Source organism: Zoogloea sp., from assembly GCF_028693495.1.
In the GTDB taxonomy this organism is placed as follows: Bacteria; Pseudomonadota; Gammaproteobacteria; order Burkholderiales; family Rhodocyclaceae; genus Zoogloea.
In genome coordinates, this window is record NZ_JAQUVG010000002.1 from 48182 (window position 1) to 63160 (window position 14979).

The following is a 14979-nucleotide window of genomic DNA, read 5'->3' on the forward strand; positions in this document are numbered from 1 at the left end:
AGTTTAACCCGTATTGGCGTCGTGGTCGCAGACCGAGAAATGCCCGACGAGTCCAGCGATGAGGCCTGTATCCCCCGGCTCCGTCAGGATGACCCGGGCAAAACCGCCTTCCCGGGCCACCGCGGCAATCCGGGCATGGGGCACGAACACGGGCACATCCTTCAGGAGAGCGGCGTCTGGCAAGGCCAGGAGATGGCTCACGCCCTCGCTGCTGGTCAGGGTCAGGGCATCGAGCGCGCCCTGGCGAACCCGGGCCAGCAGCGGCGCAGGATCCTCGGGGGGGCCTCCCCGGTGGTAGCAGGTCAGATATTCCACCCAGGCACCACGGGCCTTGAGGGTATCGCCCAGCAGATCCCGCCCCCCGTCTCCCCGCAGGATCAGCACCTTCCTGCCCGCCACTGCCTCGGAACGGAAGGCCGGCAGTGCCAGTGCCGACTCGCTGTCGAAGCCCCGGTCCGGCGCGAGGACCTGACGAAACCCTCGGGCCGCCAGGGCGGCTTCACTGCCCTTGCCCACCGTCGCGACGACCAGGTGGGCAGGCCAGGGCGCTTCCGGCAGGATCACGTCGAGGGCCAGATTCACCGCGTTGGGACTGACGAAGAAGGCCAGGGAAAATTCGTCCAGGCGACGGGCCATGGCCCTGAGGGGCTCTGGGTCGGCCACCGGCTCGATGTGCAGGAGGGGAAAGCGCAGGGGCTCCGCCCCCAGCCCGGCCAGGGTGGCACACAGGCCGTCAGCCTGGGCGACCGGACGGGTCACGGCGATGACGCGCCCGGCAAGGGGGCCGGCGGGGGCCTTCACCATTACAGGCTGGCGAGGATCTCGTCGGCGCCGTCGGCTCTCAGGTCGGCTGCCAGGGCAAGGCCCAGGGCTTCCGGCTGATCCAGGGGCCCCCGACGCTCCGCACGGGCCATACGCGATCCATCGGGCAGGGCCACGAAGCCCCGCAGCCACAGCTCGCCGTCCTGCACCTCGGCATAGGCGCCGAGGGGAACCTCACAACTGCCCGCCAGGGCCCGGGAGGTGGCCCGCTCGGCACGCACGCAGGCAGCAGAATGAAGATCGGCGAGGGGTGCGATCCACTCGGCGACCTCGGGACGGGAGGCCAGCGCCTCGATCCCCAGGGCGCCCTGACCCGCGGCAGGCAGCGAGATTTCGGAAGGCAGGGTGGAGCGGATGCGCCCGGCGAGGCCCAGACGGGTCAGACCGGCAGCGGCGAGGATGATTGCATCGTACTGACCTTCATCGAGCTTGCGCAGGCGGGTATCCAGGTTGCCCCGCAGGCTGGTCACCGCCAGCATCGGATACAGGGCATGGATCTGCGCCTCCCGACGCAGGCTGGAAGTGCCCACCACAGCCCCCGGGGGCATGTCATCCAGGCTCTCGTACTTGTTGGAAACGAAGGCATCCAGCGGCACCTCCCGCTCCGAGATGGCCACCAGGGCGAAGTCCGGCGGCAGCTCCATGGGCACATCCTTCATGGAGTGCACGGCAATGTCAGCCGCCCGGTCGAGGAGCGCGGTTTCCAGCTCCTTGACGAACAAGCCCTTGCCCCCGATCTTGGCCAGGGGCCGGTCCAGGATCTGGTCACCCCGGGTGGTCATCCCCAGCAACTCGACGGAGCAGGACGGATAGAGGGCCTCGAGACGGGCCTTGACGTGCCCGGCCTGCCAGAGGGCAAGACGACTTTCACGGGTGGCGATGACGATGCGGTCGGGCTGGGGTGCGCTCACGATATTCGGGCTCGGCTGGATGTTCGATCGGTAATGAAAGAGGAATGCCCTATGGACAGGCGGAACCAGGGGCGGCACTCTGCAGGCCTCTGCAGTGCAGCATCAGGGTAGGCACCAATGGCAGTCCTTCGGCGGGCGATCATAGCATGGGGCCAGGAATGCACCCCTTGCACCAGATTAATGCAACCGATTGGACAGGAATCCACCGCGATGAGTGAACAAAGAACGAACGATGACAAGGACCTTCCCCTCCGGGACGACATCCGGCTGCTGGGCCGCGTGCTTGGAGATACCGTGCGCGCCCAAGAGGGAGAGGCCGTCTTCGACCTGGTGGAATCCATCCGCCAGAGCTCGATCCGCTTCCGCCGCCACGAGGACCACGCAGCCCGCCGGGAGCTGGAGGCCACCCTCGACTCCCTGTCCCGGGACCAGACCATCGACGTGGTGCGGGCCTTCAGCTATTTCTCCCACCTCTCCAACATCGCCGAGGACCAGCACCACATCCGCCGCTCCCGGGCCCACCAGATCGCCGGGTCGGCCCCCAGGGAGGGCAGCCTGGCCCACGCCCTGGAGCGCGCCTTCGCCGCCGGCCTGGGCAGCCCGGAACTGGTGTCCTTCTTCGACACCGCCAACATCGTGCCGGTACTCACTGCCCACCCCACCGAGGTCCAGCGCAAGAGCATCCTCAACTGCCAGATGGTGATTGCCCGCCTGCTGGACGAACGGGACCGCATGCAGCTGACCCCCGAAGAGCAGGACATCAATCAGGAGGCCCTGCGCCGGGCCGTGCTGACCCTGTGGCAGACCCGCATGCTGCGCACCGAGAAGCTGTCGGTGATGGACGAGGTCAGCAACGGACTGTCCTACTTCGACTACACCTTCCTGCGCGAGCTGCCCCGCCTCTACGCCAGCGTGGAAGACCGCCTGGCGGCCAATGACCGGACCTGGGGCGCACTGGAGCTGCCCAATTTCATGCGCGTGGGCAGCTGGATCGGCGGCGACCGGGACGGCAATCCCTTCGTCACTGCCGAGGTCCTGGAAAAGACCCTGGCCACCCAGGCGGAAAAGGTGCTCACCCATTACATGGACGAGGTACACACCCTGGGCTCCCAGCTGTCCATCGCCCAGGGACTGGTCAGCGCCTCCGACGCCCTGCTGCGCCTGGCCGAAGCCTCGCCCGACGGATCCCCCCACCGCAGTGACGAGCCCTACCGGCGCGCCCTGACCGGCGTCTATGCCCGCCTCGCCGCCACCTACCAGCAGCTCCTGGGCCATCAGCCGCCGCGCCACGCGGTGGGCCCGGCAGCGCCCTACGCCGGCCCGGACGAGCTGGCCGACGAGCTGGATGTGGTGCATCGCTCCCTCACCGCCAACGGCCTGAGTGCCCTCTCCCGGGGCCGCCTGCGCCACCTGCGCCGGGCGGTGTCGGTGTTCGGCTTCCACCTGGCGCCGATCGACCTGCGCCAGAACTCCGACGTGCACGAGCGGGTGGTGGCCGAGCTGCTCCAGGCCGCCGACCCGGCCAAGGACTACCTGGCCCTCGACGAGGCCGGACGCACCGCGGTGCTCCTTGAAGAACTGGCCACCGCGCGCCCCCTGGCTTCCCCCTGGATCGAATACTCCGAGGAAACCCGCGGCGAGCTGGCCATCTTCCGGGCCGCCCGGGCCGCCCACCTGCGCTACGGCAAGGCCGCCGTGCCCAACTGCATCATCTCCAAGACCGACGACGTTTCCGACATCCTGGAAGTCGCCGTGCTGGCCAAGGAATCCGGCCTGCTGCGGCACGCCGAAGGGGTGCTTGACGTCAATATCATCCCGCTCTTCGAGACCATCGGCGACCTGCAGAATGCGGCCGGGGTGATGGACCGGCTGTTTTCAATCCCGGCCTACATGGCGCTGCTGGAGTCCCGCCGCAAGGAGCAGGAGGTCATGCTCGGCTACTCCGACAGCAACAAGGACGGTGGCTTCCTCACCTCGGGCTGGGAGCTCTACAAGGCCGAAATCGGTCTGGTGGACACCTTCGCCCGCAACAAAGTGCGCCTGCGCCTGTTCCATGGCCGCGGCGGCTCCGTCGGCCGCGGCGGCGGTCCCAGCTACCAGGCCATCCTGGCCCAGCCGGGCGGCGCGGTGCAGGGGCAGATCCGCCTGACCGAGCAGGGCGAGGTGATCGCCTCCAAGTACGCCAACCCCGAGGTCGGCCGGCGCAACCTGGAGGTGCTGGCATCGGCCACCCTGGAGGCCACCCTGTTCGCCCCCCGCGATCCGGCGCCCCGCCCCGAGTACCTGGAGGCCATGGACGAGCTGTCGGACGCCGCCTTCAAGGCCTACCGCAACCTGGTCTATGAGACCGACGGCTTCGAGCGCTACTTCTGGGAATCCACCGTGATCTCGGAGATCGCCGCGCTGAACATCGGCAGCCGCCCCGCCTCGCGCAAGAAGTCCACCGCCATCGAAGATCTGCGTGCCATCCCCTGGGTCTTCAGCTGGGCCCAGTGCCGCCTGATGCTGCCGGGCTGGTACGGCCTCGGCACCGCGGTGAAAGCCTACGTCGCCCGGCACGGCGAGGCCGGCCTGGCCCGCCTGCAGGCAATGCACAGGGAGTGGTCCTTCTTCGCCACCCTGCTTTCCAACATGGACATGGTACTGGCCAAGAGCGACATCGCCATCGCCAGCCGCTACGCCGACCTGGTCCATGACAAGGCCTTGCGCAACCGGATCTTCCCGCGCATCGAACAGGAGCATGCCATCACCGTGGAAATGCTGCTGTCCATCACGGGCCAGCAGGAACTGCTGGATGCGAACCCGCTCCTCAAGCGTTCCATCCACAACCGCTACCCCTATCTGGACCCTCTCAACCACGTGCAGGTGGAGCTCCTGCACCGCTACCGGGAAGGCCACCAGGACGAACGGATACGGCGCGGCATCCTGCTCTCCATCAACGGGATCGCCGCAGGTCTGCGCAACAGCGGCTGAACCAGGGTGAACGATGGGTCGGCGCCATCCGCCGCCGGCCCATCACGCCGCGTCCGGCTCCTCCAACCCCAGCTCCTGGATCTTGCGGGTGATGGTGTTGCGGCCTATGCCCAGCAGCTGAGCGGCCTCAATGCGGCGCCCGCCGGTTGCCACCAGGGCCCGGCGGATCAGGATCCGTTCGAAGTCCTTGCTCAGCAAGTCGTAAACGGCGCCCGGATTCTGGACCAGACAACGGTCAGCTTCCGCCATCAACGCATCGCACCAGTTGGCGGTCAGCTCGCGCGTCGGCTGATCCTTCAGCTCCGGGGGCAGATCGGCCACCTCGACGGTCTGGCCCGGCGCCATCACCGTAAGCCAGTGGCAGAGATTCTCCAGTTGCCGCACGTTGCCCGGAAAATCCAGGCTCTGCAGGTACTTCAGGGTGGCCTCGGACAGGCGCTTGGCTTCGACACCCAGTTCCTGGGCCGACAGGGCGATGAAGTGCCTGGCCAGGGGCGGGATGTCTTCCCGACGCTCCCGCAGAGGCGGCAGGCGCAAGCGGATCACATTGAGGCGGTGGAACAGATCCTCCCGGAACAGGCCCTGGCGTACCCGCTCTTCCATGTTCTGGTGGGTGGCGGCAATCACCCGCACGTTGGCCTTGATGGGCTGATGCCCGCCCACCCGGTAGAAATTGCCGTCGGACAGCACGCGCAGCAGGCGGGTCTGCAGTTCGGCCGGCATGTCGCCGATCTCGTCGAGGAACAGGGTGCCCCCCTCCGCCTGCTCGAAACGCCCCCTGCGCATGGTCTGGGCACCGGTAAAGGCCCCCCGCTCATGGCCGAACAACTCGGACTCGAGGAGGTCCCGGGGGATCGCCGCCGTGTTGATGGCAATGAAGGGCGCATCCTTGCGTGGACTGTGACGGTGCAGGGCACGCGCCACCAGCTCCTTGCCGGTACCGGATTCGCCATTGATCAGCACGGTGGCGTGGGACTGGGACAGACGACCGATGGCGCGGAACACTTCCTGCATCGCCGGCGCCGAGCCGAGGATCTCCGGCACGGTACTCAGCTCCTCCGACGCACCCGCCTGATGGGCACTCTCTTCGATCGCCCGGCGCACCAGTTCGACCGCCTGGTCCACATCGAAGGGCTTGGGCAGGTACTCGAAGGCTCCCCCCTGGAAAGCCGCAACTGCGCTGTCCAGGTCCGAGTAGGCAGTCATGATGATGACCGGCATGTGGGGAAAGCGGGCCTTGACCCTGGACAGCAAGGTCAACCCCGACTCCCCCGGCATGCGGATGTCCGACAGCAGCACCCGGGGCGGCTGGGTGGTGTTGTCGAGGGCGTTCAGCACTTCGCTGACCGTACCAAAGCTCTTGTACGGAATCTCTTCCCGGGCCAGGGATTTCTCGAGGACCCAGCGGATCGAGCGGTCGTCATCAACTATCCAGACAGCATTCATTTCATTCACACGGATACAATTGGTTTTAGGCGGAGCAAGACACCCTCAGGAGGACGCCACGGCGGAGCCTTGCCTGGATTTCATTATTCTGCGGCTTACCCATCGCTTTCCCGGGTGACCGGCAGAAAAACGGTGAAGCAGGTCCTCCCGGGACGAGAGTCCACATCGATGGCCCCGTGATGCAGCTCCACGAAGCTCTGAGCCAGGGACAGACCCAGACCGCTGCCGTTTTCCCGCCCCGACACAAGGGGATAGAAGATCTTGTCGCGGATCTCCTGGGGCACGCCAGGCCCGTTGTCGATTACCTGCAGTTGCAGGGCCAGCCGGAAACGCCGCTTGGCCAGGGTGACCTGCCGGGCTGCCCGGGTCCGCAGGACGATCTCACCCTCTCCCTGCATGGCCTGGGCTGCGTTGCGGGCGATATTCAGGATGGCCTGGATCAGTTGCTCCCGGTCACCGGTGATGCTGGGCAAGCTGGTGTCGTAATCCCGCCGCACCTCCACCGCCGGAAACTCGGCCAGGATCAGGCGGCGCACCCGCTCCAGCACATCATGGGCATTGAGCTGGGAGGGCTGCATCATCCGGTGGGAAGTCAGCAGCCGGTTCATCAGATCCTGCAGGCGATCCGCTTCGGCGATGATCACCTGGGTATATTCCCGCAACTGGGGATCATCCAGTTCCCGCTCCAGCAACTGGGCAGAACCACGAATGCCGCCGAGAGGGTTCCTGATCTCGTGGGCCAGGTTGCGGATAAGCTCCCGGTTCGCCTGCTGCTGGTGCGCCAGTTGCTCCTCCCGGGCCACCTTGAGGTGCGCATCCATGGGCCGGAACTCCAGCAGAAGACGCACATCGGGGGACTCCAGGGGCGTAACGGTGCAGTCCAGGTGGAGCACCACCATCCCGGGGCGTGTCACCGTGATGTTGTGCCCGGTATAGCTCCAGTTATCCCGAAGCACGCTGTTGAGCGCCACATCCAGGCCCGGGGGATCTCCCAGCAGGCGGCGCAGGGAATAGCTGACGATCTTGCGGCTGCTCACTGCAAAAAGATTTTCAGCACCGGGATTCATGTAGCGCACCACCAGTTCGTCATCCACCAGCACCACGGCAGAGGACAGCAGCTCAAGGCCGGCAAAGGCGGAAGGCGTCATGGAGGTCTGATCGGTTTGCATGCTGCCCACTTGATGCAAGAAACAGACCAATCAAAGAGGGTGCTTGAGGATAACGCCCCGGGGGAGGCCCACGCGCTCAGCGCAGATTCGATAGCTCGCGGCGCAGAGCCTCAATATTGCGCTCATGAATCTGCACCCGGTCCGTACCAGCCCCGCTGGCGCTACGGCGGGGATCCTGCGCAGCGTCCCGCCGAGCCACTTCAAGAGCCCTCTGCTCGCTGGCCAGTTCTTCTTCCAGGATACGCCGGCGGTCCGAATCACGGGCGCGCTGGGTCGTGCCATCCACCCGGGGAAAGCCTGCGCCCCCCTGGGATGCACCATTCTGGGGCAATGGCGCAGACGACACACGCGGCGGCGCACTGGAGACGGAGGACACGGCCTGATCCCGGGATAAAACGGTGCACCCCTTTCCGGGCGCCCGGGCGTTGGTGTAAGTCACATGACCCGCATCGTCCACACACTTGAAAATATCTGCCCGAGCCAGTGGAGCGGACGACAGGACCACCAGCAGCAGGAAAAATCTCAGCATCATGATCAGTTCGGATGACGACAGGGCATCGGTAGTTTAGGGGCGGGAGTGACAATCACAAAGCACCAATCGCACCCATAAAAAAAGACGGGCATGAAGCCCGTCCCTTCCTGGCGCCAGGTGGAGCCTCCAGCGCACTGGAGCCCCCCCGATCCGGAGATCAGATGGCGTAGTACATCTCGAACTCAACCGGGTGCACTTCGATGCGCAGACGGTTGACATCTTCCTGCTTGAGGGCGATGAAGGAGTCGATGAAGTCGTTGCTGAACACACCACCACGGGTCAGGAACTCGCGATCCTTGTCGAGGGCCTCGAGGGCCTGCTCGAGGCTGGAGCAGACGGTCGGGATGAGCGCGTCTTCTTCCGGGGGCAGGTCGTAGAGGTTCTTGTCGGCGGGGTCGCCCGGGTGGATCTTGTTCTGGATGCCGTCGAGGCCGGCCATCATGAGCGCTGCAAAGCACAGGTAGGGGTTGGCACCCGGATCCGGGAAGCGGGTCTCGATGCGGCGGGCCTTTTCGCTATTCACGAACGGGATCCGGATGGAAGCCGAACGGTTCTTCGCGGAGTAAGCCAGCTTGACCGGAGCTTCGTAGTGAGGCACGAGGCGCTTGTAGGAGTTGGTCAGCGGGTTGGTGATGGCGTTCAGGGCGCGGGCGTGCTTGATGATGCCGCCGATGTAGTACAGGGCGGTCTCGGACAGGCCGGCGTAGCCGTTGCCAGCAAACAGGTTCTTGCCGTCCTTCCAGATCGACTGGTGCACGTGCATGCCGGAACCGTTGTCACCAACGATGGGCTTGGGCATGAAGGTGGCCGTCTTGCCGTACTGGTGGGCAACGTTCTGAACGATGTACTTGGTGATCTGGGTCTGGTCGGCACGACGCACCAGGGTGTCGAACTTGGTACCGATTTCGTTCTGGCCGGCGGTTGCGACTTCATGGTGGTGCACTTCAACCGGCACGCCGCAGGCTTCGAGAGCCAGACACATGGCAGCACGCATGTCGTTGAAGGAGTCGACCGGCGGAACGGGGAAGTAACCACCCTTCACGGCGGGACGGTAGCCGGTGTTGCCGCCTTCAAACTTCTGGTCGGAGGACCAGGCCGCTTCTTCGGAGAAGATCTTGTGGTAGGCGCCGGACATGCCGACCTTCCACTCGACGGAATCGAAGATGAAGAATTCGGGTTCCGGGCCAAAGTAGGCGGTATCACCAATCCCGGAGGACTTCAGGTAGGCCTCGGCGCGGTTGGCGATGGAGCGGGGATCGCGGTCGTAACCCTTGCCGTCGGCGGGGTCGATCACGTCACAGCTCAGAACCAGGGTGGTCTCGTCGAAGAACGGGTCGATGTAAGCGGTGTTCGGATCCGGCATCAGCAGCATGTCGGACGCCTGGATACCCTTCCAGCCAGCGATGGAGGAACCGTCGAAGGCATGACCACTCTCAAACTTGTCTTCATCAAAGGCGCTGATAGGCACGCCGACGTGGTGCTCCTTGCCCTTGGTATCGGTAAAACGGAAGTCAACAAACTTGACTTCGTTTTCCTGGACGACCTTCATGACGTCTTGCGGGGTCATATAACTCACTCCTAAACGGGTTGAAGCTGCTGCGCAGTGGATAAAAAAATTTGGTCAGGCACGGCTGTGTCCGCAACAACGAAGCAGATTTCGTGCCACCTTAAAAAAGCAAGCATCCCATTGTGCCACAAGGCTTGCGCGGACATGCCTCGATTCATTTCTGCACCAAAGTAGTGCAAAAAAATCAAGGCCGCACCAATTTGGTGACCCCTTGCTCCGCGCCTGCCAAAACAGTGCATCTATCCGGCCCCAGGTGGCGGGCACGCTTCAGGATGCTACAGGACGGCATGACTTGCAGCGGGGAAGGGCAGCGGTATACTCGTTTTCCCTCCCCCTACCTTGCCGAATGACCGTCATGGGAAAACTCAGCGAGACCCTTGCCCTTGCCCAGGAGCGTGCGCGCGCCCTGAACCTGCCCTACGCCGGCGCCCTCACACCGAAGGAAGCCTGGGACGTGCTGCAACTGGCCCCGGGAGCCAGGTTGGTCGATGTGCGGACCCGCGCCGAATGGGACTGGGTTGGGCGTATCCCCGATGCGGTGGAGATCGAATGGATGCTTTACCCGGGGAATGAACCCAACCCCCACTTTCTGGCCCAGTTCACGCGCCAGGTGGATCCGGAGGCGCTGGTCATGTTCCTGTGCCGCAGCGGCGCCCGTTCCAATGCGGCCACCACCCTTGCTGCCGGCTCGGGCTACACCAACGCCTACAACATCCTGGAAGGCTTCGAGGGCGACAAGGACGCCCAAGGGCACCGCAACAAGGTCGGAGGCTGGCGTCATGCCGGCCTGCCGTGGATCCAGGGCTGAGAGAACACAACAGGACACCCCAGAGATGCAAGCCGTACCCATCAGCTTCGACCGCTTCAACACCCTGTCCGACCAGGACGCCCATGAGCGCATCCGCGCCGCCCGTGCCCGCCTTGGCGACAAGGCCGTCCTGCTGTGCCACCACTATCAGCGGGCGGATGTCTATCAATATGCCGACCTGACCGGCGACTCCCTCAAGCTCTCCCGCCTGGCCTCTGAAACCGACGCGGAGTTCATCGTCTTCTGTGGCGTGCACTTCATGGCTGAAGTGGCGGACATCATGTCCAGACCCCACCAGCAGGCCATCCTGCCCGACCTGGCAGCGGGCTGTTCCATGGCCGACATGGCCAGCCTGGCCAAGGTGGAACGCTGCTGGCGCGAACTGGCCGAGGTGCTGGAGACGCCGGATACGCTGATCACACCGGTCACCTACATCAACTCTGCCGCAGACCTGAAGGCCTTCTGCGGCGAGCATGGCGGTATCGTGTGCACCTCCACCAACGCACCCATCATCCTGGACTGGGCCTTCAACCAGCGTGAGAAGGTGCTGTTCTTCCCCGATCAGCACCTTGGGCGCTGGACCGGCTTCAAGAAGGGCATTCCCCAGGATGAAATGGTGGTGTGGGATCCGGACCAGGAATACGGTGGGCTCACCCCCGAACAGATCCGCAAGGCCAGGATCCTGCTGTGGAAAGGACACTGCTCGGTACACCAGATGTTCCAGCCCGCCCACATCATCAAGTTCCGCAACCAGCACCCGGCCGGCTTCGTGATTTCCCACCCGGAGAGTGCCCTGGAGGTCTGTCGCCAGTCTGACTACGTGGGATCCACCGAATACATCATCAAGGTCATCAAGGATGCCGCCCCCAACACCCGCTGGCTGGTGGGCACGGAGCTGAACCTGGTCAACCGCCTGGCTGAGGAAGTGAAATCCGAGGGCAAGATCGTCCAGTTCATGGCCCCCAATGTCTGCATGTGCTCAACCATGCAGCGCATTGATCCCCAGCATCTGGCCTGGACGCTGGAGAACCTGGCGGATGGCAAGGTGGTCAACCGGATCACCGTACCCGGCCACGAGGCGGCCCTGGCCAAGGTGGCCCTGGAACGCATGCTCGCGGTATCCTGATTGCCAGCTGCCCCTCAGGACGGCGCCGCGAGGCGCCGTTTTTCATGGAACGGGACCTCGTGCGGACATCCCCGGGAAGGCGCACAATGGACAAAAAGGAAATCCGATGAGCACCCTGCGCATCTGCACCTACAACATCCACAAAGGCTTCTCCCAGTTCAACCGCCGCCTGGCCATTCACGATCTGCGGGATCGTCTGCGGGTACTCGGAGCCGACGTGGTCTTCCTGCAGGAGGTCCAGGGCCTGCACCTGCGCCACGCCCGCCAGCACACCAACTGGCCGGAGCAGCCCCAGCACGAATTCCTGGCCCGGGACATGTGGCAGCAGACCGCCTACGGCGGCAACGCCGTCTATGCCCATGGTCATCATGGCAATGCCATCCTCAGCCGCCACACCATCCTGTCCCAGGCCAACCAGGATGTATCCGACCACCGCTTTGAAAGCCGCGGGCTCCTGCACTGCGAGATCCGGGTGGATAGCCTGGCCCGCCCGGTGCATTGCGTCTGCGTGCACCTGGGCCTCACCGCTGGCAGCCGCCGTCGGCAGATGGCGGCCCTGGTCAAGCGGATGGATGAACTGGCACCGGCCGGAGCCCCGCTCATCATCGCGGGCGACTTCAACGACTGGCGCAACCACGCCGACACCTACCTGACTGAACAGCTTGGCGTCGCCGAAGTCTTCGTCTCCCTGCGCGGCCGGCCGGCGCGCAGCTTTCCGAGCACCCTGCCGGTGCTGCGCCTGGATCGCATCTACGTGCGGGGCTTTGCCGTGGACAAGGCTGAAGTCCATTACGGCCCCCCCTGGAGCCGGATCTCCGACCACGCGGCCCTGACCGCCCTGGTCCATCCCCAGTGATCCGATGAGCACGGTCTGGTACCGCTGCAATTCCCTGACCCTGCTGGAGAACGGTATCGAGTTCTTCCCCGCACTCCAGGCGGCCATCGACGGAGCCAGGCGGGAGGTTTTCCTCGAAACCTACATTTTTGCCAACGACCCGGTAGGGCGTGCCGTTTCCGTCTGTCTGCAGCGGGCGGCACAAAGGGGCGTCACGGTACGCCTGATGGTAGATGGATTTGGCGGCAGGGAGTTCGTTGCCGAGATGATGGACGAGCTGGCTGCCGCCGGGGTCAGGGTCCTGATTTACCGCCGGGAAGTGGGCGCCTTTTCCCTCCGCAGGCGACGCCTGCGACGCCTTCATCGAAAGCTGGCCGTGATCGACGGCCGGCTGGCCTTCGTCGGTGGCATCAACATCGTCAGCGACTTCGAAGCACCGGCGCTGGATGCGCCCCGCCACGACTATGCAGTCCGCATCGAAGGCCCCCTGCTCGCTCCGATCCACGCAAGCGTCCGGCGGGTCTGGGAACTGGTGGCCTGGGCCTCCTTTCGCCAGCGACTCCGCCTGGCGCCGACGCCTCCGCTTCAGCCCGCGCCCTGCGATCAGGTGGAAGCTGCCTTCCTGATCCGGGACAACATCCGCCACCGGCGGGACATCGAGGATGCCTACCTGCAAGCCATCGCTGGCGCACGCCGGGAGGTGCTGCTGGCCAACGCCTACTTCCTGCCGGGCCGTCGCTTCCGCCATGCGCTCCTGGATGCGGCCCGACGGGGCGTCCGGATCACCCTGCTGGTCCAGGGGCTGGCTGACCATCCGCTCCAGCAGTGGGCGACCCGGGCGCTCTACGGACAGATGCTTCACGCAGGCATCCGGATCATCGAATACCACCGCAGCTACCTGCATGCCAAGGTGGCCGTGATCGATGACCACTGGGCCACCGTAGGCTCCAGCAACATCGATCCATTCAGCCTGCTGCTGGCCCGGGAAGGCAACGTGGTGGTACGGGACGCCGGCTTTGCACTACAGCTGCGGGAACGACTGGAACGCGCGATCGGCGATGGCGGAAAGGAAATCCACCCCCGGGACTGGCTGCGAGGCTCGCGGGTCCAGCGGGTGCTCACCTGGGCCGCCTACGGCCTGGTGCGGCTGATGATCGGCATCGCCGGATACGGGGGGAAGCACTAGCGGGCGACCGCTGCCTATCAGGTAGTCTACGTGCCCTCACCCCTCACCCCTCACCCCTCACCATGTACCCTCGCCCCAGCTTCGAAACCAAGCTCTGCCCGCCGGAAGAGCTCGCGGAACGCGTCGCCCGCCTTCCCCGCCCCCTGGTCTTTACCAACGGCTGCTTCGACATCCTCCATCGCGGCCACGTCACCTGCCTGGCCCAGGCCCGGGCGCTGGGAGCCTCGCTGGTAGTTGCCCTCAACAGCGACGACTCCGTGCGCCGTCAGGGCAAGGGGGCGGACCGCCCGATAAACACCCTGGACGACCGCCTGGCGGTCATCGCGAGCCTGGGCTGCGTGGATCTGGCAACCTGGTTCGACGAGGACACTCCCATCCTGCGCATTCTTGAATGCGAACCCGATGTTCTGGTCAAGGGCGGCGACTGGGCACCGGAGCACATCATCGGCGCCCCGGAGACCCTCGCCCGGGGAGGAAGCGTGCATTCAATCCCCTTCGAGCACCAGCGCTCCACCACGGCCCTGCTGGAAAAGATCCGCCGCCTGTGATGGAGACGGAGCCTGAAAAGAGTATTTGAATATTCCAATATTATCTAAGGACACGCTTTTCTCCGCACTAGAATCCATTTTCACTTAATCATCGACTTCCCGTAGAGGAGTGCCATGCGCATCGCCAACAACATTGCGGAACTGATCGGCAACACGCCCCTCGTCAAGCTCAACAAGCTGGCCCCTGCCAACGGCGCCACCCTTGCCCTCAAGCTGGAGTTCTTCAACCCCGCCCACAGCGTCAAGGACCGCATCGCGGCCGCGATGATCGACGCCGCCGAAGCCGCCGGCAAGCTCACGCCCGACACCATCGTCCTCGAACCCACCTCCGGCAACACCGGCATCGGGCTGGCCATGGTCTGTGCTGCCCGGGGCTACAAGTGTGCCTTCGTGATGCCGGAAACCATGAGCCGGGAACGCAAGCTGCTGCTCAAGGCCTACGGTGCGGAACTGATCCTGACCCCTGGCGCCGAAGGCATGCCCGGAGCCGTGAAGAAAGCCGAGGAGATGGCCGCCGCCGACCCCCGCTACTTCATTCCACAGCAGTTCGAGAATCCGGCCAATCCGGCCATCCACCGGACCACCACCGCCGAGGAGATCTGGGCCGACACGGACGGCCAGGTGGATATCTTCGTCTCTGGTGTGGGAACCGGCGGGACCGTGACGGGCGTCGGCGAAGCCCTCAAGGCCAAGAAGCCCTCGGTTCAGGTGATCGCCGTGGAGCCGGCCGCCAGCCCGGTCCTCTCCGGCGGCCAGCGGGGCCCCCACCCGATCCAGGGCATCGGTGCCGGCTTCGTGCCCGGCGTGCTGAACACCCTGATCTACGACGAAATCGCCCAGGTGCCCAACGAAGCCGCCCTGGATACCGCCCGCCGGCTGGCCACCGAGGAGGGCCTGCTGGTGGGCATCTCATCCGGTGCTGCCGTCTGGGCCGCCCTGCAGGTGGCAGAGCGCCCCGAAAATGCCGGCAAGCTGGTCGTGGTGATCATCCCCTCCTTCGGCGAACGCTACCTGTCCACGGCGCTCTACCAGCACCTGGAGGTTTAGACGTCCGTC

At 65.1% G+C, this 14979-nt stretch carries 13 protein-coding genes; 7 read left to right on the forward strand and 6 right to left on the reverse strand.

Annotation, left to right across the window (positions count from 1 at the left end; translation table 11 throughout):
• Positions 1–3: 3 nt before the first annotated feature.
• Entirely contained in the window at positions 4–804 is an 801-nt protein-coding gene (locus PHD22_RS00665; protein WP_299860783.1) for a uroporphyrinogen-III synthase, read from the reverse strand.
• On the reverse strand, positions 804–1733 hold the full coding sequence (gene hemC, locus PHD22_RS00670; protein WP_299860786.1) for a hydroxymethylbilane synthase: 930 nt from the start codon (positions 1731–1733) through the stop codon (positions 804–806). The genes PHD22_RS00665 and hemC overlap by 1 nt, the downstream gene beginning before the upstream one ends.
• Before the next feature lie 210 nt (positions 1734–1943).
• On the opposite strand from hemC, the gene ppc reads away from it, so the two are divergent.
• Positions 1944–4706, forward strand: a complete 2763-nt coding sequence (gene ppc / locus PHD22_RS00675; protein ID WP_299860790.1) for a phosphoenolpyruvate carboxylase — start codon at positions 1944–1946, stop codon at positions 4704–4706.
• 42 nt (positions 4707–4748) lie between these two features.
• Here ppc and ntrC read toward each other — a convergent pair whose 3' ends face one another.
• From ntrC to glnA, 4 genes are all read right to left on the reverse strand, one after another.
• On the reverse strand, positions 4749–6152 hold the full coding sequence (gene ntrC, locus PHD22_RS00680; RefSeq protein WP_299860793.1) for a nitrogen regulation protein NR(I): 1404 nt from the start codon (positions 6150–6152) through the stop codon (positions 4749–4751).
• Positions 6153–6247: 95 nt separating this feature from the next.
• Complete coding sequence (gene glnL / locus PHD22_RS00685; protein WP_299860798.1) at positions 6248–7321, reverse strand: nitrogen regulation protein NR(II); 1074 nt, start codon at positions 7319–7321, stop codon at positions 6248–6250.
• 76 nt (positions 7322–7397) lie between these two features.
• On the reverse strand, positions 7398–7853 hold the full coding sequence (locus tag PHD22_RS00690; RefSeq protein ID WP_299860800.1) for a DUF4124 domain-containing protein: 456 nt from the start codon (positions 7851–7853) through the stop codon (positions 7398–7400).
• A 157-nt stretch (positions 7854–8010) separates the two neighbouring features.
• Complete coding sequence (glnA, locus tag PHD22_RS00695) at positions 8011–9420, reverse strand: type I glutamate--ammonia ligase (protein WP_299860803.1); 1410 nt, start codon at positions 9418–9420, stop codon at positions 8011–8013.
• A 355-nt stretch (positions 9421–9775) separates the two neighbouring features.
• Between glnA and PHD22_RS00700 the strand changes: the two genes are divergently transcribed.
• The 6 genes from PHD22_RS00700 (at position 9776) to cysK (ending at position 14970) form a co-directional block, all read left to right on the forward strand.
• A complete protein-coding gene (locus PHD22_RS00700; RefSeq protein WP_299860806.1) occupies positions 9776–10228 on the forward strand; it encodes a rhodanese-like domain-containing protein in 453 nt (150 codons plus the stop codon).
• A 25-nt stretch (positions 10229–10253) separates the two neighbouring features.
• Positions 10254–11354 (forward strand): quinolinate synthase NadA, encoded by a 1101-nt coding sequence (gene nadA / locus PHD22_RS00705; protein ID WP_299860808.1) that lies wholly within the window; start codon positions 10254–10256, stop codon positions 11352–11354.
• A 106-nt stretch (positions 11355–11460) separates the two neighbouring features.
• Positions 11461–12210, forward strand: a complete 750-nt coding sequence (locus tag PHD22_RS00710) for an endonuclease/exonuclease/phosphatase family protein (RefSeq protein ID WP_299860810.1) — start codon at positions 11461–11463, stop codon at positions 12208–12210.
• 4 nt (positions 12211–12214) lie between these two features.
• A complete protein-coding gene (gene clsB, locus PHD22_RS00715; protein WP_299860813.1) occupies positions 12215–13375 on the forward strand; it encodes a cardiolipin synthase ClsB in 1161 nt (386 codons plus the stop codon).
• A gap of 62 nt (positions 13376–13437) precedes the next feature.
• Positions 13438–13923, forward strand: coding sequence for an adenylyltransferase/cytidyltransferase family protein (locus tag PHD22_RS00720; RefSeq protein ID WP_299860815.1), 486 nt, complete (start codon positions 13438–13440; stop codon positions 13921–13923).
• Between the two features lie 114 nt (positions 13924–14037).
• Positions 14038–14970: a cysteine synthase A gene (gene cysK, locus PHD22_RS00725; RefSeq protein ID WP_299860818.1), complete on the forward strand. Its 933-nt coding sequence runs from the start codon at positions 14038–14040 to the stop codon at positions 14968–14970.
• The last annotated feature ends 9 nt before the right edge of the window (positions 14971–14979 follow it).